This is a genomic window from Halomonas aestuarii (assembly GCF_001886615.1).
Taxonomy (GTDB): Bacteria; Pseudomonadota; Gammaproteobacteria; order Pseudomonadales; family Halomonadaceae; genus Halomonas; species Halomonas aestuarii.
The window spans coordinates 81865-105508 of sequence record NZ_CP018139.1 but is presented as its reverse complement, the minus strand read 5'-3'; the positions used below and the strand labels follow the sequence as shown (position 1 = coordinate 105508).

Below are 23644 nucleotides of genomic sequence, written 5' to 3'. Positions count from 1 at the left end.
GTATCCATCCAGCAGGCGACAAGACGGAACAGGCTGGATGAACGCAGGGGCAGGCTGGCGTGACACTCCCTTGTTCCCTCCGCAGGCATCAACCTGATCAGGTTCAACGGGTTCGGCCGTACCGATCTCAGCCCCCGTGCACGACTCCTCGAGCGTGCCGGGGCTCCCCGACAAGTCGCCTCAACATAACCAACGAGGCCCGGGCGCGCAATCGGCTGCGCGCCCGGGCCTCGTCACGCCTGGCCTGGGTGGGGGATCAGGCGCAGTCGGCGGCACCCTCGCCGAACATGTCGAACAGCAGTTCCCGGCCGAGCCCGGTCAGCACCAGGCGCTGCTGGTCGTTCCAGGTGGCGGCCTCGCTGCTCTCCAGGACGTGCTGGCAGGGACGCCAGTCGCTGGAGGCCGCGCCGAGGGCCTTCAGGGCCTGGCGGTCGAGGCCCTTGTGGGGGACGGTGACCGTCTCGAGGACGTGGCCGTGGCGGTAGAGGATGGCGGCCATGTGGGAAAGGCACTGCCGCAGGCTGCGTTGCATCCCGTCGGTACTGGTGGGTTCGTGTCTCATGCTGCCGCATCTCCTGAGCTGGATTCTGCTGCAGCGCATTATACATGCGACGAAGGTATATGTCATACCAAGGTCTAATGCGGCCCCCGCCGGCCCCGACCCCTCAGCTCTCCACCCGCCCCAGCAGGAGGAATTCGATCAGTGCCTTCTGGGCGTGCAGGCGGTTGCCCGCCTCCTGCCAGACCACAGCGCGGGGATCATCGAGCAGGGTCGTGCTGATCTCCTCGCCACGGTGGGCGGGCAGGCAATGCAGGAAGAGCACGTCCTCCCTGGCGCGATCGAGCATCGCCTCGGTGACCTGCAGCCCCGCGAAGTCCGCCTCGCGTTTCGCCTGCTCCTCCTCCTGGCCCATGGAGGCCCAGACGTCGGTGGTGACCAGGTCGACATCCACCACGGCCTCCATCGGGTCGCGAACAAGGGTCACCCGGTCACCGGCGGCTGCCAGGATGTCCTGGCTTGGCTCGTAGCCCTCGGGGCAGCAGATGCGCAGCTGGAAGCCGAACTGGCGTGCGGCGTTGATCCAGGAGTGGCACATGTTGTTGCCGTCACCGATCCACACGGCGGTGCGGTCCTTGACACTGCCGCGAAGCTCCGTCCAGGTCATGACGTCGGCGAGCAGCTGGCAGGGGTGGTAGTCATCGGTCAGGGCGTTGATCACCGGCACCGTGCTCGCGGCCGCGAAGCTCTCCAGGCCCTCGTGGGAGAAGGTGCGGATCATCACCGCATCGACCATCTCCGACAGCACGCGGGCGGTGTCGCCGATGGGCTCCCCGCGGCCGAGCTGGGTGTCGCGGGACGACAGGAAGAGCGCATGGCCGCCGAACTGGGCCATGGCGGTCTCGAAGGAGACCCGGGTCCGGGTCGAGGACTTCTCGAAGATCATCGCCAGGGTGCGATTGGCGAACGGCGTGTAGGTGGGCCCGTGGGTCTTCAGGCCGTTCTTGATCGAGATGGCGCGCTGCATCAGGTAGCGCAACTCGTCCGGACTGAGGTCAAGCAGGGTGAGGAAATGGCGGGTGGCCATGGGGGTCGCTCCACGGGAAAAAACGTCCATCCTAGCCAGCCCGCAGGGGATGCGCAACGCGCCCGGCATCAGTAGAATGGCCCTCATCCACAAGGCCGACCAGCGTACTCGGGTATTGCCCGGAGACCGCCGGGGCTTCAGTCAAGCGAGAAAGGGAGACGTCATGAGCACTACCGTCGAGAACATCCAGCGCCAGATCAGCGAGAACCCGATCCTGATCTACATGAAGGGCACCCCCCAGCTGCCCCAGTGCGGCTTTTCCTCACAGACCGTGCAGGCCCTGATGGCCTGCGGCGAGCGTTTCGCCTTCGTCAACGTGCTGGACAACCCGGACATCCGCGCCGAGCTGCCCAAGGTGGCCAACTGGCCGACCTTCCCGCAGCTGTGGGTCGAGGGCGAGCTGGTCGGCGGCTGCGACATCGTGGCCGAGATGCACCAGTCCGGCGAGCTGGAGAAGCTGATCAAGGCTGCAGCCGCCCGCACTCAGGACAACGAGGGCGATGCCCAGGCCTGATGCGCCGGCCCCTGGCACGCCAGTGAAGACCCCCGCAGGCCTGGCCTGCGGGGGTCTTTTCGTCGTGGGGGCGTGAAGGCGTCGGGCTAGGCCTCTTCCAGCCCCTGCTCCCGCTGGGCCAGGGCCCAGCCACCCATGTCCTTGTAGCGATTGACCATGGCGCAGAACAGCTCGGCGGTGCGCTCGGTATCGTAGCGGGCCGAGTGGGCGGCGCTGTTGTCGAATTCGATGCCGGCGGCCCGGCAGGCCCGGGCCAGCACGGTCTGGCCGTAGACCAGGCCGGCGAGCGAGGCGGTGTCGAAGCTCGAGAAGGGGTGGAAGGGGTTGCGCTTGATGCCGCAGCGGGCCACGGCCGCGTTCAGGAAGCCATGGTCGAAGGCCGCGTTATGGCCGACCAGCACGGCGCGCGTGCAGCCATGGGACTTGATGGCCTTGCGTACGGGGCGGAAGATCTCGCCGAGGGCCTCGGCCTCGCCGACGGCCACCTGCTGGCGCAGGGGGTCATCGAGGCGGATGCCGGTGAAGTCCAGCGCCGACTGTTCCACGTTGGCCCCCTCGAAGGGCGTGACATGGTAGGCGTAGGTGGCGTCGGGCAGCAGGTTGCCTTCCGGGTCCATGGTCAGGGTCACTGCCGCGATCTCGAGGATCGCATCGCCTGCGGGGTTGAAGCCGCCGGTCTCCAGGTCCACCACCACGGGCAGGAAACTGCGGAAACGCTGCGCCATGAGTTCGCGGGCCATCGCCTCGCTCATGCACCTCTCCTTGTCTGGGCCATCTGTCTCTGGACCGCGAAAGTCTACCAGCTTGGCCGCGGCGAGTCCCGTCGCCGGTATTCGCTGGAGGCTCGCCGCGCTATAATCCCACCCCTTCATGATCGTTAGCCTAGAGGAGCCTCAGCATGTCCGATGTCAAGAAGGTCGTGCTCGCCTATTCCGGCGGCCTGGACACGTCCGTCATCGTCAAGTGGTTGCAGGAGACCTATGACTGTGAAGTCGTGACCTTCACCGCGGACATCGGCCAGGGCGAGGAGGTCGAACCCGCACGTGCCAAGGCCCAGGCCCTGGGCGTCAAGGAGATCTACATCGAGGATCTTCGCGAGGAGTTCGTGCGCGACTACGTCTACCCGATGTTCCGCGCCAACACCATCTACGAGGGCGAGTACCTGCTCGGCACCTCCATCGCGCGCCCGCTGATCGCCCGCCGCCTGATTGAGATCGCCAACCAGACCGGCGCCGACGCCATTTCCCACGGCGCCACCGGCAAGGGCAACGACCAGGTCCGCTTCGAGCTCGGCGCCTACGCCCTGAAGCCGGGCGTCAAGGTGATCGCGCCGTGGCGCGAGTGGGACCTCAACTCCCGCGAGAAGCTGATGGCCTACTGCGAGCAGCACGACATCCCGGTGGACTTCTCCTCCAAGAAGAAGAAGTCGCCGTACTCCATGGATGCCAACCTGCTGCACATCTCCTACGAGGGCGGCATCCTCGAGGACCCCTGGGCCGAGGCCGAGGAGGACATGTGGCGCTGGAGCGTCTCGCCGGAAGCCGCCCCGGACCAGCCGACCTACGTGGAGCTGACCTTCGAGAAGGGCGACATCGTGGCCATCGATGGCGAGCCGATGAGGCCCCATGAGGTACTGGAGAAGCTCAACAAGATGGGCGGCGACAACGGCATCGGTCGCCTCGACATCGTCGAGAACCGCTACGTGGGCATGAAGTCGCGCGGCTGCTACGAGACCCCGGGGGGCACCATCATGCTGCGCGCCCACCGCGCCATCGAGTCGCTGACCCTTGACCGCGAGGAGGCTCACCTCAAGGACGAGCTGATGCCCAAGTATGCCGAGGTGATCTACAACGGCTACTGGTGGAGCCCGGAGCGTCGCATGCTGCAGGCTGCCATCGACGAGACCCAGCAGAACGTCTCCGGCGTGGTGCGCATGAAGCTCTACAAGGGCAGCGCCGTCGTGGCCGGTCGCAAGTCCGACGCCTCGCTGTTCGACGAGTCCATCGCCACCTTCGAGGACGATGCCGGCGCCTACGACCAGAAGGATGCCGAGGGCTTCATCAAGCTCAACGCCCTGCGCCTGCGGATCGCTGCCGGCAAGGGTCGCCGCCAGGACTGAGGCTCCCCCGACGCCGGCCCCGTGCCGGCGTCTTCCTTTCCAGGAGGTTCCATGCTGAAGAAGCTGCTATCCGGCCTGTTCGGTGGTGAAAAGGGCGAGCCGAAGGGCGCGACCGCCGCCGATCCGGTGGAATACAAGGGTTACCTGATCGTCTCCGAGCCCGCCGACGCGGGAGGGCAGTATCGCGTCAGCGGCTGGATCCGCAAGCCGGTGCCCTCGTCCGAGGGACAGGCCGGCGAGATGCTCGAGCATCGCTTCGAGCGCTCCGACATGCTGGCCGGACGCGAGGCCTGCGACCAGCTGATGGTCAGCAAGGCCGAGCGCTTCATCGACGAGGTCGGCGACGACATGTTCGAGCCGCGCTGATCCCTCCCTCATGATGGCTCCCGGTGGGGGGACGTGTCGCGTCCCTCGCCCTGCCTGCACCTTTCGCCCAAGTGTCGCCCTCGCCGGGGCTGGCTAGACTCGGGGCATGGCCGACCCGTGACATGACCCGGAGGGCTCATGCGCCTGCTGCACCGTTCCTCGTCCTGGCGATCGCTCTTCGCGGCCGACACGCTGCCCGACCCCGCTGGCTGGCCCTCCCTGCTCGACCCGCTGCGCGAGGCCCTGGTCCGCCTCGGCCCCCATCCCGACCTTGCCGCCGCCCACGCCTGGCAGGGCGAGCTGGTGGAGGCCCTCGACCGCCTGGACCTGCCCGCGTGGCGTATCTGCCAGCTGGTCAGCGACCACAACGACTGGCTCTATCGGCGCGCCATCGACCTCTCCCTGGCGGAGATGCGCGCCCAGGGCTGGGGAGCGCCCCCGGTCGCCTTCTGCGTGCTGATGCTGGGCTCGGGCGCCCGGCACGAGAGCCTGCTGGCGCCCGACCAGGACAACGCCATGATCATCGCCGACTACCCCGACGCCCGGCATACCGAGATCGACGGCTACTTCCAGTCGCTGGGTGAGCGCTTCACGGCACGCCTCGACGCGGCCGGCATTCCCCTCTGCCAGGGCCATGTCATGGCGCGCTGGCCGATGTGGCGAAAGCGGCTCTCGGAGTGGAGTGCACAGCTGGAGATCTGGACGGCGGAGCGACGGGTCAAGCGCGTGCAGCAGGCGAACATCCTGCTGGATTTTCGCCCGGTGTTCGGCGACGGGGCGCTGGCCGAGGCGCTGGCCGAGCGGGTGGCCAGGCTTCTTCCCCCCTCGCACCTCTTCCTCGACGAGATGGCGGGGCTGCTCGCCGAGCTCCCGCTGGCGCTGGATCGCCTGGGCCGGCTGAGCGGCGACGACGAGGGGGCGCCCCACGAGGGGGCTGTCGACCTCAAGCGCCAGGGCGTGCTGCCGCTGGTCAATGCGGTGCGCCTGCTGGCGCTGCGCCAGGGCGTGCGTCCGCCGGACACCCGCTCGCGACTCGTGGCGCTGGTGATGCGGGAGGTGGTCGACGCCGGGCGGGCGGAGTCCCTGACCGCCGCGCTCGAACGCCTCCAGGCCCTGATGCTGGAGGCCCAGCGGCTGGCGCTCGTCGAGGGGCGCGTCCCGGATGGCTGGGTGGACATCCCCCGCCTGAGGGAGGACCAGCGCCTGCTGCTGCGACATGACCTCCGAGAGATCCGCTCGTTCGTCCGCCAGGCCCGTCGGACGCCCTGAGCCCCGGGCTCAGGGGGTGTCGGTGCCTCCGTCGGCAGGCGCCGCCTCGGCAGGGGCCCTGGGCAGCTCCATCACCAGGCAAGCGCCGCCCAGGCGGGTCGCCTCCTCGACCCACAGTCGCCCCCCCAGCTGGGCCACGATGCCGCGACTGATCGGCAGGCCCAGACCGCTGCCCCGCGGGCGCCCGCGGGCCTCGCCGCTTCCCTGGTTCGCGAGCTGGTGGAACTTCTCGAAGACCCGCTCCCGCTCGACCGGCGAGATCCCGGGGCCGTTGTCCTCCACGGCGAGGCGATAGTGGTCCTTGTGGCGCACCAGGCGCAGCAGCACCCGGGGCGCCTCGTCGGCCGCGAACTTGCCGGCGTTGTCGAGCAGGTTGATGACCACCTGCTCGAGGCGGTCCGTGTCGCCGACGATCCAGGCCTCGGTCGGCTCGATCTCCATCTCCAGCTCGACTCCGCGGTTCTCCTGGAGGCGCTGCACGGCCTCGACGCTCTGGCGGGCCAGGGCCGCGAGGTCCAGGCGGGTCGGGGTCAGGGTCAGGCGCCCGCTCTCGAGCCTGGCCAGGTCGAGGATCTCCTCGATCAGCCGCGAGAGCCGCTGGCTCTCGCGCACCACCACGTCGAGGAAGTGACGACGCTTCTCGTCGGGCAGTGCCTGGTTGTCGCGCAGGATCTCGGCGAAGGCGCGGATGGAGGTGAGCGGCGTGCGCAGCTCATGGCTGACCATGGCCACGAACTCGTCCTTGAGGCGGTCCAGCTCCCGCAGCCGGTCGTTGGCCGCACGGAGCTCCTCGCTGGCCCGCGCCAGCTCCGATGACTTCTGCTCGAGGCGGCGGTTCATCTCCAGGGTCTCGGAGGTGGTGTCGAGGATGGTGAGGAGGGACTCCAGGTCGGGCGTCTCGCCGCGCGCCACCGAGTCGATCAGCACCCGGGCGGAGGCGCTGCCCAGCGAGCCGGCCAGCGCCTGCTCGGCCCGCAGGGTCAGCGCCGCGGGCGCAGGCTGGCCGTCCTCCTCGGCGGCCCCGGGGTGGTGGGCGAAGACCCGGGCGGTGACGTCGTCCCCCAGGTAGCGGTCGAGCAGGGCACGCAGCTCGCCGCGGGTCGTCTGCCCCTGCCACAGCGAGGCCGGCATCAGGCCGGGGCTCATGGCCTCGGTGAAGAGCGCCGCCTGGGTCTGCTCCAGCGGGCTCGGTCTGGCGAACAGCGAGACGCCCACCAGCAGCCCGACATTAGCGGTCAGGCTCCAGAACAGCGAGTGGGTATAGATGTCCCAGCCCTCCAGCCCGAACAGCGCATAGGGCCTCAGCCACGCCAGGCCCCAGGGGCCCTGCTCGAGGAAGCCGGCGTCCAGCCAGCCGGACTGGGCGAAGCCGGGGATCAGCAGGGTCCAGGCCCAGACCAGGGCGCCCGCGCTCATCCCCAGCGCCGCCCCCTGTCGCTGGGCGCCGCGCCAGTACATGCCGATCAGCAGCGCCGGGGCGAACTGGCTGGCCGCGGCGAAGGAGACCAGGCCGATGGTCACCAGGCTGTAGGTCTCGCCGATCAGCGCATGGTAGAGGTAGCCGAGCAGCAGGATCAGCAGGATGGTCACCCGGCGGATGCCCAGCAGCCAGCCGGCGAGTTCGCCTCGGCTGCCGAGGTGCCGTCGTCGCGTGCGCAGCAGCAGGGGCATCACCAGCTGATTGCTGACCATGGTCGACAGGGCGATGGTCTCGACGATCATCATGCTGGCGGCGGCGGAGAGCCCGCCGATGAAGACCAGCAGCGGCAGCCCCCCGAGGTCGGCGGAGAGCGGCAGGGTGAGCACGAAGCTGTCCGGGTCGCTGTTGCCGTCCCCCACCAGCAGGCCGGCCAGGGCGATCGGGATCACCATCAGGTTGATCGCCAGCAGGTAGAGCGGGAAGAGCCAGCTGGCCCGCCGGATGTGGCGTTCGTCGACGTTCTCGACCACCAGGACCTGGAACTGTCGCGGCAGGGTGAGGAAGGCGAGGAAGGCCAGCACCAGCATGCCCACCCAGCCGAGGGCCCCCCCGGGGACCGCCTCCAGGCTCAGCAGCCGGGCGAGCTCGGGCGTCTCGCCGACCCGGCCGAAGAGGTCCGCGGGGCCGTCGAAGAGCATGAAGAGGGTGAAGACCCCCACCGAGAGGAAGGCCAACAGCTTGATCAGCGACTCGAAGGCGATGGCGGCGACCATGCCCTCGTGGCGCTCGCTGGCGTCCAGGTGGCGGGTGCCGAAGAGGATGATGAAGACCGCCAGCACCAGGGCGACCCAGAACGAGTTGTCGTTCCAGAAGCGAGCGTCGGCCAGGTGCAACTCGGCGGCCTGGGGATAGTTGACCAGCACGGCGTGGCTGACGGTGATCGCCTTGAGCTGCAGGGCGATGTAAGGGGTGATGCCGACCAGCGCGATCAGGGTGACCAGGGCGCCCAGGCTCGAGCTCTTGCCGTAGCGGGCGCTGATGAAGTCGGCGATGGAGGTCAGACGCTGGGCGCGGGCGATGCGCACCATCTTGCGGATCACGAAGGGGGCCATCAGCATCGCCAGCGTCGGCCCCAGGTAGATCAGCAGGAAGCTGGGGCCGAACTGGGCGGCCCGCCCGACACTGCCGTAGAAGGTCCAGGCGGTGCAGTAGACGGCGATGGAAAGCGCGTAGACGGTGGGCGAGCCGATCAGCGAGCGCCCCTGGGCGGCGCGGCGGTCGCCCCAGGCCGCGATGACGAAGAGCAGCGCCAGGTAGCCGAAGGCCAGGGTCAGCACCACGAGGCTGCTTCTCATATCGCCTCAGTCCTCTTCCCGACGTTCCATCAGCCAGGCCATCAGGCCGATTGCCGTGCCCCAGGCCACGAAGACATAGACCACCAGCCGGCCGGGGGCGGCCGGCGACGCGGCGATCAGCAGCAGGGGCGGGGAGAAGAGCAGGGCGGTGAGCACGACCAGGGCGACCAGGCGTGCTCTCTGGCGAGGAGCGTTCACGAGGCGAAGGCGTCCTCCCGGTCGAAGGCGCTGGCCTGCAGCGCCAGGGCCTGCTCGAGTGTCTCGATGCCGCGGGCCTCCAGGCGGGGCAGCAGGGAGAGCCACAGCTCCGCCGTGACGCGGGCGTCGCCCAGGGCGGTGTGGCGGGTGCCCGGCGGGAAGCTCAGGTCGTAGCGGTCGGCCAGGCTGTCGAGGTCGTGGCCGTCGAGGCTCTCATCGAGGGCGCGCGACAGCAGCAGGGTGTCGAGGACCGGCATGTCGAAGGTGACGCTCCCACCGGGCGGCTGGATGGCCAGCAGATCGAAGGCCGCGTTGTGCGCCAGGATCACCGCCTCGCCGATGTAGTCGCGGAAGCGGGGCAGGGCCACGGCCAGCGGCGGCGCGCCGGCGACGTCGTCATCGGTGATGCCGTGGATGGCGGTGCTGGCCGGGGGAATGGGCCGCCCGGGGTCCACGCGCAGGTCGAGGACGTCGCTGGCCAGCAGCCGGGCATTGACGATCCGGCAGGCCCCGAGGCTGATCACGGTGTCGCCGTTGCGAAGCTCCAGCCCGGTGGTCTCGGTGTCGAAGGCCACGACCTCGAGGGTCCTCAGGGGGCGGGCCGCCAGTTCGGCATCCGGTGGGGGCATCTCGGCGATGCCGAAGTCGTGGAACTCCGGACGCGGCGGGGTGTGCGGGCGCGGGGCACCGACCCGGTCGGCCGCGGGCAGCGGCAGGCGCAGGCGGGCGTGCTCGCCGTCCTCGTCGGCCAGGCTCCAGGCATCACTGGTATGCTGCCGGAGCACATCGCCGACCCGCGGGCCGAAGGGCAGGGCCTCCAGTCGCTCGGCACGCCACTCGTCCAGCAGCTGTTCGCCGAGGGGGCGCCCCTGCCAGATCACGTCCAGGTAGACCCGGCGATTGCCGAGGCAGACCTCCCCCTCGAGCTCGCCGTTGTCGCAGTGCGTGGCCAGCCGGGGCAGCAGCGAGCCCAGCAGGGCCAGCAGCGCCGGGGCGTCGCCCTTCAGCCAGGCGGGCATGCCGATGGGCGTGATGTGCAGGTGGTCCTTGCCGAGGCGTTCGCCGAGTGAGGCCCAGAGGTCGTTGGACCAGAGCGGCACCAGGCGCTCGCCCTGGCGGTGCATGTCCTCCATCACCTTGCCCATCTGCTCGAGCTGGCGGGCCAGCGCCCGGCCCTCCTCGTCGATCACGGCCTCGAGGCGCTGGCCCAGTTCGCTGGTCGGCGACGCCGTGCGGACGCCGACCAGGGCGTCGGCGGCACTGGTCAGGCTGGCGGTGTGACGGCGCAGTGGCGGCAGCATCTCGGCCAGGTCGGCGCGGGCGCCCATTTCGCTGGACCAGGCCGCGGTGGTATCGGTCAGGGTCAGCAGGGTCTCGTTGTGACTGTTGGGCACGCGGCGCATCACCACGTGCAGCCAGCGCTCGTCGCAGGGCACCAGGATCTCCCGGGGTGCCCCGTCATCGGGTAGCTGGCCCAGGGCGTCCCCGAGGCTGGTGATCGGCAGCAGCGCGTCGAGCCGCTTGCCGAGGCCCAGTCCGGGATGTCCCTCGAATAGGGTCTCGGCGGCCTGGTTGAAGAGCAGCACACGACGATGGTGATCGCAGAGCAGCAGCGGCGTGTCCAGGACCTGGAGCAGGGTCTCGAGTTCCTGGCGGATGCGCGCCGCGCTGCTGGCGCCCTCGGCATGGGCGGTGGCAAGTCGCTCGCGATCGGTCCGCCAGGCCTCTCGCACGCGCACCAGGTCTGGGCCGAGGCCCCTCAGCCACCCTTCGGGCGGGTAATCCTGGCGGGCATCGGGGTTGGCCACCAGGCGAGCCAGCTGCACCTGCAGGTGGCGCAACGGGGTGAAGAGCTGGCGCTCGAGGAGCAGGCCGACCAGGAAGATGGTGCCGCCCCCCGAGAAGCAGCCCAGCCAGAGCCACACCCGCGCCATGCCTTCGAGCCCGGCCAGGCCGTCCAGCCACAGGGCGAACACGGCGCCGCCGAAGATGCTGATGCCGCTGAGCAGCAGCCACAGGCCGATCAGCCGCTGGCGACGGGGCAGACTCTTGCTTCGCCTGGCCATCAGGAGACCTCGGCAAGCAGCGTCTTGACCTTCTCCACCAGCGCCTGGGTCGAGAAGGGCTTGGTGACGTAGTCGTCGGCGCCCAGGGCGAGACCCTTCTCCCGCTCCACCTCCCGCCCGTGGGCGGTGAGCATGATGATCGGCAGCCGGGCATGGGCCGGGTCGGCGCGCAGACGCTCGAGGACATCGAAGCCGCTGATGCCGGGCAGGCTGATGTCGAGCAGCAGCAGGTCGGGGGCGCCTTCGGCGATGCGCGCGAGGGCGCCTTCCCCGTCCTCGGCGGTGTCTACCTCGAAGCCGGCCTGCTGCATCAGGAACTCCAGGGACAGGACGATGTTGGGTTCATCGTCCACCACCAGCACCTTGGCCATGGTGCCCTCCTCATGTGTGTGAACTCTCGGCGTGTTCGGTCTATCGTGCCTGCTTTTATGCAGTGTTACTGATCAGTCTAGTGGCCGGCATGACGGTGGCAAAGACGACCTTGGCAGGAGACGCCCCCGTGGAGCGTGGTAGTGTGCGGTCATTGCCCCGGTGTCCGGCGACGCCGGAGGAGGCCCCAAGGAGACTGTCATGATCAAGGTGCATCACCTGGAGAACTCCCGCTCCCAGCGCGTCCTGTGGCTGCTCGAGGAACTGGGCGTCGACTACCAGATCATCACCTATCGGCGTGATCCACGCACCATGCTGGCCCCCGCCTCGCTGCGCGAGGTCCATCCGCTGGGCAAGTCTCCGGTGATCACCGACGGGGCCCGCGGCGGTCAGGTGGTGGCGGAATCCGGCGCCATCCTCGAGTACCTGATCGAGCGGTTCGATACGCAGCACCGCCTGGTGCCGCCGGCGGGCAGCGAGGCGCGGGAGCGCTACCGCTTCTGGCTCCACCATGCCGAAGGGTCGGCCATGCCGCCGCTGGTGATGCGGCTGGTCTTCGCGAGCCTCGGCAGGCCGCCGGTGCCGGCCCTGGCGAGGCCCGTCGGCAGGCTCTTCGCGCGCGGCGTGGAACGGCAGTTCCTGGGGCCGCAGATCCGGCAACTGACCGACTACTGGGAAGCTGAACTGGCGCACGGCCCCTGGTTCACCGGCGAGGCCTTCAGCGCGGCGGACATCCAGATGAGCTTTCCGCTGCTGGCCCTCGAGGCCGGCGACGGGCTGTCCGGCTACCCCCGGCTCTCCGGCTTCCTGGGCGCCTGTCGGGATCGCCCGGCCTACCGTCGGGCGGTGGCGGCGGGGGGCGAGTTCTCGATGTCGTGACCTTTCTTATGCGGTATTCTGAGAAGCTTCTGATAATTTATTCTATTTGTTTATATTGAACTCCCCCGGCCGGCCCGGATAATGAGCGTCATCCATATCCGAGTGAAGAGGTCAGGATAATGATCAAGTCCATAGTCATGGGGCTTGGCCTGCTGGCCGGGACCTCCCAGGCGGTCGCCGCCCAGGTTGAGCCGCTGGTGGAAGCCGGCTGGCTCAGCGAGCGGCTCGGCAACGAGGACCTGGTGGTGCTGGACGTGCGCTCCGGGATCGACGACGGCGGGGATCGCGAGAGCTTCGAGGCCTCGCGTATCCCCGGCAGCGTCTACAGCAGCTATACCGACGCCGGGTGGCGCGAGAGCCGCGACGGCGTGGCCGGCCTGCTGCCCCCGGTGTCGAGACTCGAGCAGCTGGTCGGCGGGCTCGGCATCGACAACGATGACACCGTGGTCATCGTGCCCGCCGGCACCGGTGCCACCGATTTCGGCAGTGCGGCCCGGGTCTACTGGACCTTCAAGGTGCTGGGGCATGAGGAGGTGGCGATCCTCGACGGCGGCTTCGCCGGCTGGCAGGCCCAGGGCCACGAGGTGGCCAGTGGCGAGACTACGGCTCCCGACGCCGCCGACTTCCGTGGCGAGCTGGACGAGGCGCTGATCGCCACCACCGAGGAGGTCCAGGCCGCCCGGGAGAGCCAGGCGCAGCTGGTGGATGCCCGTCCGGCGGACTACTTCCGCGGCGAGACCCAGTCCCCGGCGGCCGCGGCCCCCGGCACCATCCCCGGCGCCCGCAACCTGCCGTACCATCGCCTGCTGACGCAGCGCCAGGAGGCCTGGTACCTGGATACCGAGGTGCTCGGTTCCCGCATCAACGAGGCCGAGCTGGATGGCGAGGCGCCCACCGTGGCCTTCTGCAATACCGGCCACTGGGCGGCCATCGACTGGTTCGTGCTGAGCGAGGTGGCTGGCTTCGACAACGTCAGCCTCTACGACGGCTCCATGGCCGAGTGGACGCGGGGCGAGGATCTCCCGCTCGCCTTCGCCGAGCGACTGCTCGACTAGCCCCCGGGCGTATGAGCCTCTCGCATGACTGCCGCCGCGGCCTGGCCGCGGCGGCGTGCGTTATGATGTCTCCTGGAAGGTTTCCCGTCAGTCCCGAGGCTGTCTCGGCCTCGGGCCTAGCGGGCCCAGCCACAGCCAGACCTGCAGTATCACCAGCACCGGTAGCAGCCAGAGGGGCGCACCGGTCACCGCGTTCAGCACCAGGTAGATGATGAAGGCCGTGATGCCGGCGACGAGGCCCACCAGCGGGAAGCGCAGGGGACGCTCGCGGCCCGGCCATCGGGTCAGCCGGCACAGCGTGCCGATGAAGGCGCCGAAGGCGGCGGACAGGCTCAGGGGGAGGAGAAGGTCCAGCATGTCGAGTCTCTTGCCATCAGGGAAAGTCGGGAAGGCGGCGGCGGTCACCGTCCGGGATGCCTGACGCCGCGGGGCCGGGTCATTCGTCGCGTCGCAGCAGCCGCTCGCGCAGGGCCAGTTCGGCGCGTCCCAGCCACTCGTGCAGCGCACGCGTGCTCTGGTGGAGATGGTAGGCGCGGGGCAGCCAGTCATCGATGCCGCCGGTCGGCGCGCTCGCGAACTCGGTCGGCGCGGGCGTCACGCTCAGGCCGGCCCGTTCGAACTCGGCCGTTGCCCGGGGCAGGTGCCAGGCCTGGGAGACCAGCGCGACGTGCTCGATGCCGTCCGCGCCCAGCATCTCGGCGGTGTAGCGGGCATTTTCCGCCGTGTCGCGGCTGCGCCCCTCCATCCAGCGAACCGGCACCTTGAACACCTCGCGCAGCGCCGCCGCCATCAGGCTCGCCTCGGCGCTGTGCTCGTCGTGACCTCGGCCGCCGCTGACCAGGATCGGCAGTCGGGTCTGGCGGTGCAGGTAGGCCCCATAGGCCAGCCGCCGCCAGGCGGCATTGGCCGGTGCGTCGCCCCAGCCGAACTCCGGCGCGTCATAGTCGCGACCCCCGCCGAGGATGACGATGGCCCCGGCCTCGCGCAGCTGGCTCGGCCCGACCAGCGCCGGCGGTTCGAGCCCCTGGCGCAGGGCGTGGCTGGCCACCGGCGTGGCGAGCATCAGCAGCCCGCCCAGGCCCAGCACCACCAGCAGCCCCCCCAGCATCCGCATCCGCGACCACAGGGCGAGGCCCAGCAGCGTCAGCAGCACATTGATCAGGGGGGGGAGCAGCAGGGTCTGGAGCATCGCCATGGCGGGGGAGGCCTCGTGTCGTCCGTCTCTCGCGGTGCTGCCCACAGTAGCAGAGCCCCCGAGGAAACGCTTGCCGAGGCCCTTGAGTCCTAGAGGTCGACCTTCTCCTTGAACTCGCACAGGTCCTCGATGACGCAGCTGCCGCAGCGGGGCCTCCGGGCCAGGCAGGTGTAGCGCCCGTGCAGGATGAGCCAGTGGTGGGCGTCCTGTCGGAACTCCCTGGGCACATGGCGCAGCAGCTTCCTCTCGACCTCGGCCACGTCCTTCCCCCTGGCGATCCCGGTGCGGTTCGAGACGCGGAAGATATGGGTGTCCACGGCGATGGTGGGCTCGCCGAAGGCGGTGTTGAGGACCACGTTGGCGGTCTTGCGGCCGACGCCCGGCAGCGCCTCCAGGGCCTGGCGGGTCCTCGGGACCTCGCCCTCGTGCTGCTCGACCAGGATCCGGCAGGCCTTCATCAGGTTCTCGGCCTTGGTGTTGTAGAGGCCGATGGTCCGGATGTGCTCCTTGAGGCCGTCGAGCCCCAGGTCGAGGATCGCCTGGGGCGTGTTGGCCACCGGGAAGAGGCGCGCCGTGGCCTTGTTGACGCCCACGTCGGTGGCCTGGGCCGAGAGCAGCACCGCGGCGAGCAGCTCGAAGGGTGTGGACCAGTGAAGCTCGGTGGTCGGTTCGGGATTGTGGTCGCGCAGCCGCGCGAAGATCTCATGGCGTTTCTGGGCGTTCATGCTCGGCTCATGGGGCGGCGGTGTGGTGAAGGGCGGTCCGGGCGTCGTCGAGGAGCCGCTGGGCGGCGTCGACCTGCTGTCGTGCCGCCTCGATGGCGGCCGCCTCCCCCTGGCGTTCGGCGTGGGCCATCTGCTGGCGTGCCCGTCGCAGGGCCTGCTCCGCGGCCTTGACCGCCATCTGCCGTTGGCGATGCTGGCCTGGGCCGGGCGTGTCGCACGCGCCCGGACGCTGGCGCTGGCGGATCAGCCGCTTCTGGCGCTCCATGCGCTTCTCCCGGGCCTCCCGGGCCAGGCGCTGCTGGCGTGCCTGGTGGCGGCGGCGGCCCCGCTCGGCCCGACTCGCCAGGTAGGCCTGCTGCTCGGCCTTGGTCTGTGCCGCCTCCCAGCGGGGGTGGGGCAGCAGGTCGATGCAGTCCACGGGGCAGGGCGCCACGCAGAGCTCGCAGCCGGTGCAGTCGTCGGCGATGACCGTGTGCATCCGTTTGGAGGCCCCGAGGATGGCATCCACCGGGCAGGCCTGGATGCACTTGGTGCAGCCGATGCATTCGGCCTCACGGATCCAGGCCACCAGCGGCGACTGGGCCGGCTCCGCCAGGGGCAGCGGCTCTCGGCCGGTCAGCTCGGCCAGCCGGGCCACCGTCTGCTCGCCGCCCGGGGGGCAGCGGTTGATGGCCTCGCCGGCGGCGATGGCCTCGGCGTAGGGGCGGCAGCCGGGCTGGCCGCACTTGCCACACTGGGTCTGGGGCAGCTCGGCATCGATGGCCTCGATCAGTGCTGCCCGCGAACGGTCTTCCTTCCCCGTCACCACGGCCGCTCAGCGCACCCGCTGGCCGGGCTCGGCGCCGGAATCGGGACCGAGCAGGTAAATGCCCTCGCCGTCGCCGGCGGCGAGGACCATACCCTCCGAGACGCCGAAGCGCATCTTGCGCGGGGCCAGGTTGGCCACCATCACGGTCAGGCGGCCCTCCAGGGCCTCGGGGGCATAGGCGGCGCGGATGCCGGCGAAGACGGTGCGGGTCTCGCCGCCGAGATCCAGCGTCAGCTTGAGCAGCTTGTCGGCCTTCTCGACGTACTCGGCACTGGCGATTCGGGCGATGCGCAGGTCCACCCTGGCGAAGTCGTCGAAGGCGATCTCGTCGGCGATGGGGTCGTCGGCCAGGGGGCCCTTGGCGGCGTCCTTCAGTTTCTGCTCTTCCACCAGATCCTCCTTCGACGCCTCCATCATGGCCTCGATCTTGTCCCGCTCCACACGGTTCATCAGGGGCTTGAACTTGGCGATCTCGTGGTCGACCAGCAGGGTGTGGCGGCTGTGCCAGTCGAGGCCGTCGAGCTTGAGGAACTCGCGGGCCTGCTCGGCCATGGCCGGTACGACGGGGGCCAGGTAGACCATCAGCTGGCGGAACAGGTTGATGCCCACCGAGCAGATCTCGAGAACCTCCTGCTCGCGGCCGTCCTGCTTGGCCAGCACCCAGGGCTCGGCCTCGGCGATGTAGGTGTTGGCCTCGTCGGCGAGTTCCATGATGCGGCGCATGGCGCGGCCGAACTCGCGTGCCTCGAAGTCCTCGGCGATCTGGTCGCCGGCGGCGATGAAGAGGGCCACCATCTCGGGTTCGCTGCAGTGGGCGGCGAGCCGCCCGCTGCCGAGCTTCTTGACGAAGCCGGCACAGCGGCTGGCGATATTGACCACCTTGCCGACCAGGTCGCTGTTCACCCGCGCCGCGAAGTCCTCCAGGTTGAGGTCCAGATCATCGACCCCGGAGGTCAGCTTGGCGGCGAAGTAGTAGCGCAGGTACTCGGGGTTCAGGTGGTCGGCGTAGGTGGCCGCCTTGATGAAGGTGCCGCGGGACTTGGACATCTTGGCCCCGTTCACCGTCACGAACCCGTGGCAATTCACGGCGGAGGGGGTGCGGAAGTCGGCGCCGTGGAGCATGGCCGGCCAGAACAGCGCATGGAAGTAGACGATGTCCTTGCCGATAAAATGGTAGACCTCGGCGTCGGACCCGGGCGCCCAGTAGGCGTCGAAATCCAGTCCCTTGCGTTCGCAGAGATTCTTGAAGCTCGCCAGGTAGCCGATCGGCGCGTCGAGCCAGACATAGAAGTACTTGCCCGGCGCATCGGGGATCTCGAAGCCGAAGTAAGGGGCATCACGAGAGATGTCCCACTCGTTGAACCCGGACTCGAACCATTCCATCAGCTTGTTGCGGATCTGCGGCTGGACGTGGTCGTCGTCGATCCAGGCCTTAAGGAAGTCCGCGAAGTCCGGCAGCTTGAAGAAGTAGTGGGTGGAACTCCTTACCTCGGGGGTGGCACCGGAGATCGCCGAGACCGGGTCGATCAGCTCCGCCGGCGTGTAGGTGGCCCCGCACGCCTCGCAGTTGTCCCCGTACTGGTCCTCGGTCCGGCACTTCGGGCAGGTGCCCTTGATGAAGCGGTCGGCCAGGAACAGCCCCTTGGCCGGGTCGAACATCTGCTCGATGTCGCGAGTGGCGATGTGGCCCTTGTCGCGCAGCCGGGTGTAGATCAGCTCGCTGAAGTGGCGGTTCTCCTCGGAGTGGGTCGAGTGGTAGTTGTCGAAGGCCACCCCGAAGCGGGAGAAGTCGGTCTGGTGATCGCGGGAGACCCGCTCGATCAGGGCCTCGGAGGTGATGCCCTCCTGCTCCGCGCGCAGCATGATGGCGGTGCCGTGGGCGTCGTCGGCGCAGACGTAGTGGCACTCATGGCCGCGACTCTTCTGGAAGCGGACCCAGATGTCGGTCTGGATATACTCCAGCAGGTGGCCCAGGTGGATGGCGCCGTTGGCATAGGGCAGGGCGCTGGTGACCAGGATCTTGCGCGGGGCGGTATTCGACATGGTGGCTCAGAGGTTCCCGTAAGCGTGGTACATGGCGGCCGACTCGACGCCTGGGCGAAGTCGAGGCCGCCATGCGAAATGTCCGTGAAATCAGGCTCCCGATTGTAGCATCTTCGTCCCCGCCTGCACCCGCCCGGTGACGAGCGCCCGGCCGACCTCAGGTCATGCCGCGGCGGGCGTCGAATACCTGACCGCCGCGCCTCTGGTGGAACCTCCCGGGGAAGAGGACAATGCCTTGAAGCCGTGACACTGCTGTCGGCAGATACCGGCCCAATGAGACGTCAGTGACGCACCGCCTCGCCGCGGGGCCGATCGTTGCGCGAGATGAGGCGGGAAAACCGGCAAGGGGGGGATCATGCACATCAGGCCGGGTCGCTGGAAGAGCGCACTGCTGGCGGGGGCGTTGCTGGCGGGGCTGGTGGCCCTGGGCGTCTGGCTCTATCGGTCGGGCTTCCTCGAGGTGGCCCGCCTGGAGGCGCTGAGCCAGGCGCTGGGGCCCTGGGGCCCGCCGATGCTGGCGGGGATCATGGCGCTCACGGTGGTGGTCGGCCCCATTCCCACCATGGTGGTCAGCGTGGCTGCGGGCATGATCTACCCCCCCTTCCTGGCCTTCACGCTCAGCATGGTGGGGGCCCTGACAGGTGCCGGCCTGAGCTTCTGGATCGCCCGGCTGGTGGGTCGGCCGGTCATCGAGCGCCTCTTCCACGGCCATGTCGCCCTGTTCCCCGAGTGCCCGCAGGACATCCTCTTCGGCATGGTGCTCCTGGCGAGGCTGGTGCCGGTCGTCTCCTTTGCCCTGATCAGTTATGCGGCGGGACTCACGGCGCTCACCACCAGCCGGTTCCTGATGGCGACGGCCTTGGGCATGTCACCCATGACCCTGATCTATGTGCTGGCCGGGGAGGGGATCGCCATCGACAGCGGCTGGGCGATGGCGGTCGGGGTGGTGGTCATCTGCCTGCTGGTCGCGCTGCCGAGGATGGTCGATGCCGGCTGGATACCGTTGCCGAAGCGCTGGCGGGACTTCGTCGACCACCTCAGGCATCCCCGCTAGCCCTCCGTTCCCGTTCGGCGATAGACCCCGAAGTGGTCCAACCCCCGGTCGGCCAGGTGCAGCGCCTGCATGCGACTCATCACGCCCTGGTCGCAGTAGAGCAGGTACTCGCGGTCGTCGGGCAGGGTCTCCGCCTGGTCCTGGAGTTCGTAGAAGGGGATCTCGAGGCAGGGCACGTCGAGCTCGAGCGGTGCCGCCTCGCACTCGTCCGGCGGGCGTATGTCGATCACGCTGACTGCCGGCCTTTCGGCGAGGGCCGTCGGCGAGTCGACGACGGTCACCTCGCCGGGCGCTCGCCGCTCCTCCATCAGGCGACTGGCCCGGGTCACGGTGGCGGCCTCGACGGCGGCATCCAGCACCGTGAAGTCGAAGTCGGCCTCGGCGGCCAGCACCTTGTCGGTGGGGGCGCGCGTGTGCGGGCGACGCGAGATGACCCCGCAGTACTCCGGCATCTGCTCGGCAAACCGTGCGGTGTCGATGCGGCGGGCCGTGTCGATGATCTCCTGCTTGTCCTCGGTGACCAGCGGGCGCAGGATCGGCCGCTCGCTGGCCGCGTCGATCAGCGCCAGATTGGTGAGGGTCTGGCTGGATACCTGGGCGATGGCATCCCCGGTCACCAGCATCGGGATGCCCGACCGGGCCGCGATGCGGCTGGCCACGCGCACCATCATGCGCTTGAGGACCACCCCCATCAGGCCGTCGGGAATGCTGCGCAGGATCTCCGCGACCACCGGCTCGAAGGGCACCGAGGTGAAGTCGACGTTGTGCGAGGCACTGTAGCGTTGCCAGAGGTGGTGGGTGACCTCCTTGACGCCCGCCTCGTGGGCCGGCCCCCCGAGGTTGAAGAACAGGTAGTGGGTCTTGATGCCGCGCCGAAGCATGCGCCAGGCGGCGACCGGGGAGTCGAAGCCCCCCGAGACCAGTGCCAGAGCCTCGCCCTGCACCCCCAGTGGATAGCCGCCGAGGCCAGGCCGGCGGGAGCGGAACAGCTGTAGCCGATGGTGGGTCAGTTCCACCGACACCACCACCTCAGGATGCTTCAGGTCCACCTGGGCTGAGGGTTCGGCCGCCAGCAGCGCGCTGCCGAGGTGGCGCTCCAGGTCCACGGAGGAGAAGGCATGGTCGCCGCGACGCTTGGCGCGGACGCGGAACCGGCGTCCGGCGATCGCCGCCTTCCAGTGGGGCACGATCCAGTCGGCGGCCTCCTCCAGCGAGGTACAGGGGACCTCCTCGGTTGCCAGCACCTCGTGGATACCGGGAATGCGCGACAGGCTTTCCGCCAACTCGCGCTCTCGTTCGGGCGTCAGCGTCTCCGGGAGCTTGACGCGAAGGGCATCCCAGCCCGCCTTCACTCGCACGCCTTCCGCCCGCTGGCGCAGCGTGTTGCGCACATTGCTGGCGAGGCAGCGGGTCATGTGCTGGCGGACGGAGCGGGACTTGATGGTGATCTCGGGGTGGAGCTTGAGCAGATAGGTCATGCGAAAGGAACGGCTGTCACGATGTGCCGCCATTCTAACAAGGGCAGGCCCGGCTCGCACGGCGACGGCGAGAGGGGCCCCAACATGGCCACGCCCGGCTCAGGGCTTTGGGGACAGAGCCGGGCGTGGTCACCACGGGCGCAAGCGTCAGTAGAGCGCCTGCTCCTCCCTGACGACTTCCTTGAGCAGCTCCAGGAAGAGCCGATCGGCCTCGGAGTGCTCCTCGGGATCCTCGGGGATGTGCACGCTGGTCGTGTCGGAGATCTCGTTGGCGATCCGCGCCATCACGTCGCCCTGGCCCGATTCACCGAGCTGGCGCCGGGTGATGTCCAGTGACTGCTCGAGAATCTTCGGGTCCTGCAGAAGTTTCTTGATGAAGCCCCGCAGTTCGTTGATCACGCGGGTCTTCTGGATTTCCGATGAGGCCATGTCGTTCTCCTTGGGGTAACCACGCCGGTTCGGGGATGGGGCAGACGATAGCACGTTTGCCGGCGGGCGTGCCGCGCGCTGGCCTGCCACGGTGCTCCACCCGCCATGACCTGCATCAAGTATCGCTCGCCACAGTGCCTTCTGAGATGTCTTATTAGTGGACAAATTCCACCATTCGGTTACGCTGGATTACAAACAGACACATCATGCTAATGCATGAAGCGTCTGGCACGTTCTTCCGGCCCCGAGCCGGTCCAACGAAGTGCTGAAAGAGACGCGTCGTCAGCATCAGCCTCCGGAAAGGGACGCGTCATCCACCTGCCGAGGGATTTCGTCACGACGGGTGGGTCATCTCATCGCCTGGCAGAACGGTCCGCTTCGCGGGCATGTCGCCGCCCATGAAAGGGAACACCCATGAAACTCAGCCCCGATCCCGTGAACCTCGCCCATGCCCGTCGTCTCGCCGGCACCGTCGCGATGGGCGCTTCCCTGACGCTGCTGCCGCTCGCCGCGGCGGTCGCGCAGTCGCTCCCCCCGGGCCTGACGTCCCCGGGCAGCAGCGACCTGCGCCAGGTCGTCCAGCAGGCGATCTCGACTAACCCCGAGGTCATGGCCGCATGGAACGGCTTCCGGGCGTCCGGCAACGACGTCGGCGTGGCCCGCGGTAACTACCTGCCCAGCGTCGATGTCTCCGCCGGCATCGGCCTGGAGGATCGTGAGCTCGACGGTCGCGGCAGCTACGACACCAGCTATGCCGAGCTGACCATCACCCAGATGCTCTGGGACGGTCTGGCCACCTACAGTGAGGTCGAGCGTCTCGACCGTGCCGAACTGGTGCGCTACTACGAGCTGCTGGGGGCGAGCGAGGAGGTGGCCCTGGAGGCGACCCGCGCCTATCTGGACGTGCAGCGCTATCGGGAGCTGGTGAGCCTGGCGCAGAATAACTACCGTGACCACCTGCGGGTATTCAACCAGATCGAGGAGCGGGCGACGTCGGGGGCGGGGCGCCGCGTCGACCTGGAGCAGATCAGTGGTCGCCTGGCGCTCGCCGAGTCGAACCTGCTGACCGAGGCCTCGAACCTGCATGACGTGACGGCGCGCTTCCAGCGCATCGTCGGTGACCTGCCGGCCGAGACCCTGGCGCCGGCCCCACAGATGGACGAGCGCCTGCCGGCGGATGTCAGCCGGGCCCTCGACCTGGCCTTCCAGGGCAATCCCGACTTCCATGCCGCCATCGAGAACATCGAGGCCGCCCGCGCCGAGCAGCGCGGTACCCGCTCGGCCTTCCAGCCGCGCCTCGACCTGCGCGGTAGCACCGGCACCTACGAGAACGCCGACGGCAGCTATGACCTGGTCGCCGACGGCGATCACCGGGATCGCCACAGCATCGAGCTGGTGGCCAGCATGAACCTGTATCGCGGCGGCAGCGACCTGGCCTCCTTCCGCGCCGCGAGCGACCGGGTCGAGCAGGCCGTCAACCTGCGCGAGAAGGCCTGTGTCGACGTGCGCCAGACCACCCAGATCGCCTTCAACGATACCCAGCGCCTGCGCGAGCAGCTGCAGTACCTCAACGACCATCGCCAGTCCATCGACCGCGTCCGGGGCGCTTATCAGCAGCAGTTCGATATCGGCCAGCGGACCCTGCTCGATGTCCTGGACAGCGAGAACGAGTACTTCGAGGCCAGCCGCGCCTACGCCAATGCCCAGTATGACGTGGCGCTGGCCGATGCCCGCACCCTGGCCGCCATGGGGCAGCTGATGCAGGCGCTGGAGGTGCGGCGCGATGATCTGCCGACCCTGGCCGACCTGGGCAGCGACGGGGTGGAGATCAATCCTGACGTGATCTGCCCGGCCCAGGGGCCCCAGGGGTTCACCCTGGCCGACTTCACGGCCGGCATCGAGGCCCCCGCCCGCGCGCCGGACGTCACCCTCTCCGCCGATACCCTGTTCGAGATCAACAGCGCCGAGCTGAGCGGTGAGGCCCGTGCCGAGCTCGACGCCCTGGCCGCCGAGATCCGCGGCATGAACAACCTCGCTCGGGTGTTCATCGCCGGTCATGCCGACATCACCGGCAGTGACGCCATCAACGACCCGCTCTCCCAGCGCCGTGCCGACAGCGTCGCCACCTACCTCGTCGGCCAGGGCGTGGATCGCACCCTGATCGAGACCCGCGGGTTCGGCTCCCGGCGGCCGGTGGCCACCAATGCCACCGTGGAAGGACGCCGCCAGAACCGCCGCGTCGAGGTGACCCTGGAGCGCGTCGGTGAGAACCTGGACCTGACCGGGCGCGCCTTCGATGACCATCGGCACGCGCCTGCCATGGTCAGCCAGCTCGACTCGGCCTGGGCCGCCGCTCCGGCAGGCTTCTACGGCGAGGTGGACCTGCGTGTGGCCGAATCGTCGACGCCGACGTCCGAGCAGGGGGCGTTCCTGCAGGTCGTGGCCCTGTCGAGCGAAGCGCGGGCCAGCGGCCTGGGCGAGCGCCTCGGCAGCGTGCTCGACCTGCCGGTCAGGCTGCGCTCCACCGAGCGCCTGCATCGGGTCCAGCTGGGCCCGATCCATGATCCCTCCGTGGTGCCATCGCTGCGTCAGCGGCTCGAGGCCATGGGGTATGATGGAAGCTATGTGGTGAGCGGCTGACCATGATGACGGTGACCGGCGGGCGCGGCCCGTCGGCACGTCTCGCCCCGCCGTGATCACGGCGGGGCGTATCGAT

At 69.0% G+C, this 23644-nt stretch carries 22 protein-coding genes and 1 riboswitch; of the genes, 8 read left to right on the top strand and 14 right to left on the bottom strand.

Annotated elements, in window-relative coordinates:
* Positions 1–57 precede the first annotated feature (57 nt).
* A riboswitch (TPP riboswitch) is annotated at positions 58–180 on the bottom strand.
* Between the two features lie 76 nt (positions 181–256).
* The gene (locus BOX17_RS00430; protein WP_071941541.1) at positions 257–562 is read right to left on the bottom strand and encodes a hypothetical protein; all 306 of its coding nucleotides are present in this window, start codon (positions 560–562) and stop codon (positions 257–259) included.
* Between the two features lie 103 nt (positions 563–665).
* Positions 666–1586, bottom strand: coding sequence for an ornithine carbamoyltransferase (gene argF, locus BOX17_RS00425; protein WP_071941540.1), 921 nt, complete (start codon positions 1584–1586; stop codon positions 666–668).
* A gap of 163 nt (positions 1587–1749) precedes the next feature.
* Between argF and grxD the strand changes: the two genes are divergently transcribed.
* Positions 1750–2100: a Grx4 family monothiol glutaredoxin gene (gene grxD / locus BOX17_RS00420; RefSeq protein WP_071941539.1), complete on the top strand. Its 351-nt coding sequence runs from the start codon at positions 1750–1752 to the stop codon at positions 2098–2100.
* An 86-nt stretch (positions 2101–2186) separates the two neighbouring features.
* Here the strand turns inward: grxD and rnt are convergent, their stop codons facing one another.
* Positions 2187–2852, bottom strand: coding sequence for a ribonuclease T (gene rnt / locus BOX17_RS00415; RefSeq protein ID WP_071941538.1), 666 nt, complete (start codon positions 2850–2852; stop codon positions 2187–2189).
* Positions 2853–2998: 146 nt separating this feature from the next.
* Here rnt and BOX17_RS00410 point away from each other — a divergent pair, with 146 nt between their 5' ends.
* From BOX17_RS00410 to BOX17_RS00400, 3 genes are all read left to right on the top strand, one after another.
* Entirely contained in the window at positions 2999–4219 is a 1221-nt protein-coding gene (locus BOX17_RS00410; protein WP_071941537.1) for an argininosuccinate synthase, read from the top strand.
* Positions 4220–4270: 51 nt separating this feature from the next.
* The gene (locus tag BOX17_RS00405; protein WP_071941536.1) at positions 4271–4585 is read left to right on the top strand and encodes an HlyU family transcriptional regulator; all 315 of its coding nucleotides are present in this window, start codon (positions 4271–4273) and stop codon (positions 4583–4585) included.
* A 138-nt stretch (positions 4586–4723) separates the two neighbouring features.
* Positions 4724–5854 carry a DUF294 nucleotidyltransferase-like domain-containing protein gene (locus tag BOX17_RS00400; RefSeq protein ID WP_071941535.1) on the top strand — a complete coding sequence of 377 codons (1131 nt, stop codon included), beginning with the start codon at positions 4724–4726 and terminating at the stop codon, positions 5852–5854.
* 9 nt (positions 5855–5863) lie between these two features.
* Here BOX17_RS00400 and BOX17_RS00395 read toward each other — a convergent pair whose 3' ends face one another.
* From BOX17_RS00395 to BOX17_RS00380, 4 genes are read right to left on the bottom strand one after another with little or no spacing between them, the layout of a single operon-like run.
* Positions 5864–8629, bottom strand: a complete 2766-nt coding sequence (locus BOX17_RS00395; RefSeq protein ID WP_071941534.1) for a sensor histidine kinase — start codon at positions 8627–8629, stop codon at positions 5864–5866.
* Positions 8630–8635: 6 nt separating this feature from the next.
* A complete protein-coding gene (locus tag BOX17_RS00390) occupies positions 8636–8827 on the bottom strand; it encodes a hypothetical protein (protein ID WP_071941533.1) in 192 nt (63 codons plus the stop codon).
* Positions 8824–10893 carry a 3'-5' exonuclease gene (locus BOX17_RS00385; protein ID WP_071941532.1) on the bottom strand — a complete coding sequence of 690 codons (2070 nt, stop codon included), beginning with the start codon at positions 10891–10893 and terminating at the stop codon, positions 8824–8826. The genes BOX17_RS00390 and BOX17_RS00385 overlap by 4 nt, the downstream gene beginning before the upstream one ends.
* Positions 10893–11264: a response regulator transcription factor gene (locus BOX17_RS00380; protein ID WP_071941531.1), complete on the bottom strand. Its 372-nt coding sequence runs from the start codon at positions 11262–11264 to the stop codon at positions 10893–10895. Before BOX17_RS00380 ends, BOX17_RS00385 begins: the two co-directional genes overlap by 1 nt.
* Before the next feature lie 199 nt (positions 11265–11463).
* Between BOX17_RS00380 and BOX17_RS00375 the strand changes: the two genes are divergently transcribed.
* Both BOX17_RS00375 and BOX17_RS00370 read left to right on the top strand, forming a co-directional pair.
* On the top strand, positions 11464–12141 hold the full coding sequence (locus BOX17_RS00375; protein WP_071941530.1) for a glutathione S-transferase family protein: 678 nt from the start codon (positions 11464–11466) through the stop codon (positions 12139–12141).
* A gap of 119 nt (positions 12142–12260) precedes the next feature.
* Complete coding sequence (locus tag BOX17_RS00370; RefSeq protein ID WP_071941529.1) at positions 12261–13196, top strand: sulfurtransferase; 936 nt, start codon at positions 12261–12263, stop codon at positions 13194–13196.
* A gap of 87 nt (positions 13197–13283) precedes the next feature.
* Here BOX17_RS00370 and BOX17_RS00365 read toward each other — a convergent pair whose 3' ends face one another.
* From BOX17_RS00365 to metG, 5 genes are all read right to left on the bottom strand, one after another.
* Complete coding sequence (locus BOX17_RS00365; protein WP_071941528.1) at positions 13284–13553, bottom strand: hypothetical protein; 270 nt, start codon at positions 13551–13553, stop codon at positions 13284–13286.
* 79 nt (positions 13554–13632) lie between these two features.
* Positions 13633–14391 (bottom strand): YdcF family protein, encoded by a 759-nt coding sequence (locus BOX17_RS00360; protein ID WP_071941527.1) that lies wholly within the window; start codon positions 14389–14391, stop codon positions 13633–13635.
* A gap of 89 nt (positions 14392–14480) precedes the next feature.
* Entirely contained in the window at positions 14481–15116 is a 636-nt protein-coding gene (gene nth / locus BOX17_RS00355; RefSeq protein WP_071941526.1) for an endonuclease III, read from the bottom strand.
* Between the two features lie 7 nt (positions 15117–15123).
* Entirely contained in the window at positions 15124–15921 is a 798-nt protein-coding gene (gene rsxB / locus BOX17_RS00350) for an electron transport complex subunit RsxB (protein WP_071946512.1), read from the bottom strand.
* Between the two features lie 9 nt (positions 15922–15930).
* Positions 15931–17967, bottom strand: a complete 2037-nt coding sequence (gene metG, locus BOX17_RS00345; RefSeq protein WP_071941525.1) for a methionine--tRNA ligase — start codon at positions 17965–17967, stop codon at positions 15931–15933.
* A gap of 355 nt (positions 17968–18322) precedes the next feature.
* Between metG and BOX17_RS00340 the strand changes: the two genes are divergently transcribed.
* A complete protein-coding gene (locus tag BOX17_RS00340; RefSeq protein ID WP_071941524.1) occupies positions 18323–19021 on the top strand; it encodes a TVP38/TMEM64 family protein in 699 nt (232 codons plus the stop codon).
* Here BOX17_RS00340 and thiI read toward each other — a convergent pair.
* Together thiI and BOX17_RS00330 are read right to left on the bottom strand one after the other, a co-directional pair.
* The gene (gene thiI, locus BOX17_RS00335; protein WP_071941523.1) at positions 19018–20499 is read right to left on the bottom strand and encodes a tRNA uracil 4-sulfurtransferase ThiI; all 1482 of its coding nucleotides are present in this window, start codon (positions 20497–20499) and stop codon (positions 19018–19020) included. The genes BOX17_RS00340 and thiI overlap by 4 nt on opposite strands.
* A gap of 147 nt (positions 20500–20646) precedes the next feature.
* On the bottom strand, positions 20647–20928 hold the full coding sequence (locus BOX17_RS00330) for a hypothetical protein (protein WP_071941522.1): 282 nt from the start codon (positions 20926–20928) through the stop codon (positions 20647–20649).
* Positions 20929–21342: 414 nt separating this feature from the next.
* Here BOX17_RS00330 and BOX17_RS00325 point away from each other — a divergent pair, with 414 nt between their 5' ends.
* Positions 21343–23568 (top strand): TolC family outer membrane protein, encoded by a 2226-nt coding sequence (locus BOX17_RS00325; RefSeq protein ID WP_071941521.1) that lies wholly within the window; start codon positions 21343–21345, stop codon positions 23566–23568.
* The last annotated feature ends 76 nt before the right edge of the window (positions 23569–23644 follow it).

Excerpts from the sequence above, each read along its gene's own strand:
- BOX17_RS00400 (WP_071941535.1), top strand. The coding sequence starts at position 4,724 with ATGCGCCTGCTGCACCGTTCCTCGTCCTGGCGATCGCTCTTCGCGGCC.
- BOX17_RS00395 (WP_071941534.1), bottom strand. The coding sequence starts at position 8,629 with ATGAGAAGCAGCCTCGTGGTGCTGACCCTGGCCTTCGGCTACCTGGCG.
- argF (WP_071941540.1), bottom strand. The coding sequence starts at position 1,586 with ATGGCCACCCGCCATTTCCTCACCCTGCTTGACCTCAGTCCGGACGAG.
- thiI (WP_071941523.1), bottom strand. The coding sequence starts at position 20,499 with ATGACCTATCTGCTCAAGCTCCACCCCGAGATCACCATCAAGTCCCGC.
- grxD (WP_071941539.1), top strand. The coding sequence starts at position 1,750 with ATGAGCACTACCGTCGAGAACATCCAGCGCCAGATCAGCGAGAACCCG.
- BOX17_RS00410 (WP_071941537.1), top strand. The coding sequence starts at position 2,999 with ATGTCCGATGTCAAGAAGGTCGTGCTCGCCTATTCCGGCGGCCTGGAC.
- BOX17_RS00340 (WP_071941524.1), top strand. The coding sequence starts at position 18,323 with ATGCACATCAGGCCGGGTCGCTGGAAGAGCGCACTGCTGGCGGGGGCG.
- metG (WP_071941525.1), bottom strand. The coding sequence starts at position 17,967 with ATGTCGAATACCGCCCCGCGCAAGATCCTGGTCACCAGCGCCCTGCCC.
- BOX17_RS00365 (WP_071941528.1), bottom strand. The coding sequence starts at position 13,553 with ATGCTGGACCTTCTCCTCCCCCTGAGCCTGTCCGCCGCCTTCGGCGCC.
- BOX17_RS00360 (WP_071941527.1), bottom strand. The coding sequence starts at position 14,391 with ATGGCGATGCTCCAGACCCTGCTGCTCCCCCCCCTGATCAATGTGCTG.
- BOX17_RS00375 (WP_071941530.1), top strand. The coding sequence starts at position 11,464 with ATGATCAAGGTGCATCACCTGGAGAACTCCCGCTCCCAGCGCGTCCTG.
- BOX17_RS00380 (WP_071941531.1), bottom strand. The coding sequence starts at position 11,264 with ATGGCCAAGGTGCTGGTGGTGGACGATGAACCCAACATCGTCCTGTCC.
- BOX17_RS00405 (WP_071941536.1), top strand. The coding sequence starts at position 4,271 with ATGCTGAAGAAGCTGCTATCCGGCCTGTTCGGTGGTGAAAAGGGCGAG.
- nth (WP_071941526.1), bottom strand. The coding sequence starts at position 15,116 with ATGAACGCCCAGAAACGCCATGAGATCTTCGCGCGGCTGCGCGACCAC.
- BOX17_RS00330 (WP_071941522.1), bottom strand. The coding sequence starts at position 20,928 with ATGGCCTCATCGGAAATCCAGAAGACCCGCGTGATCAACGAACTGCGG.
- BOX17_RS00370 (WP_071941529.1), top strand. The coding sequence starts at position 12,261 with ATGATCAAGTCCATAGTCATGGGGCTTGGCCTGCTGGCCGGGACCTCC.
- BOX17_RS00325 (WP_071941521.1), top strand. The coding sequence starts at position 21,343 with ATGAAACTCAGCCCCGATCCCGTGAACCTCGCCCATGCCCGTCGTCTC.
- BOX17_RS00385 (WP_071941532.1), bottom strand. The coding sequence starts at position 10,893 with ATGGCCAGGCGAAGCAAGAGTCTGCCCCGTCGCCAGCGGCTGATCGGC.
- rnt (WP_071941538.1), bottom strand. The coding sequence starts at position 2,852 with ATGAGCGAGGCGATGGCCCGCGAACTCATGGCGCAGCGTTTCCGCAGT.
- BOX17_RS00430 (WP_071941541.1), bottom strand. The coding sequence starts at position 562 with ATGAGACACGAACCCACCAGTACCGACGGGATGCAACGCAGCCTGCGG.